Below are 685 nucleotides of genomic sequence, written 5' to 3' on the forward strand. Positions count from 1 at the left end.
ATAGATTTCTTGCTAAACATCGTGATAATTTACATGTTTATTTATGTAATAAGTACAATGAAAAAATAGCAAATAGAATCGGTTTATGTATTGGTTTAGTTTATATTGTAGGGGTGTTAGTTATATGTTTGCTGATTTAAAGTTGAATTTTAAATTTTGGTTAATTGTAGTTTTTGATATATGTATGCTTGCAATGATCTGTGTTGTTACAACAAAGTATGTATCTGATATATATAGTGATTTGTTTATTTTCACGACAGGATTTTTAATACTGTTAATTTGGTATTTTGTTAGAGTTTATTTGATAGATATTGTTAAAAGTTTTGCTAGTAAAACTTAATATTATTATTTAATTGTAACCTTTTGTATAAAATATTTCCGGAAAAATATATGCAAAAGGTTGCTTTTGCATATGCGAAATGTTATTATGCATATATAAAGTTTTAGGAGGTTGTGAAATGACTGTTGTTAAAGAGGAAAGAAAGAATCGTGTATTTCGTTTTACTGATACGGAAGTTTCTTTAATAGATGAATTGATTGATATTGAAAATGATAAAAGAATGACTATTGCAAGAGAAAAGAATTTAAAATATAAAGCATTAAATCGTACAAGTTTTATTTTATATATGGCTGAAGAAAGAAGACGTAAATATGAAGAACAAGGGGAGTTTTAAGTGGTTTTCTC

At 25.4% G+C, this 685-nt stretch carries 1 protein-coding gene; it reads left to right on the forward strand.

The window, feature by feature from the left end; translation table 11 throughout:
* The first annotated feature begins 458 nt into the window (after positions 1–458).
* Entirely contained in the window at positions 459–674 is a 216-nt protein-coding gene (locus FE392_RS23025) for a hypothetical protein (protein WP_021729341.1), read from the forward strand.
* The last annotated feature ends 11 nt before the right edge of the window (positions 675–685 follow it).

It is taken from the genome of Xenorhabdus santafensis (assembly GCF_033949405.1).
In the GTDB taxonomy this organism is placed as follows: domain Bacteria; phylum Pseudomonadota; class Gammaproteobacteria; order Enterobacterales; family Enterobacteriaceae; genus Xenorhabdus; species Xenorhabdus santafensis.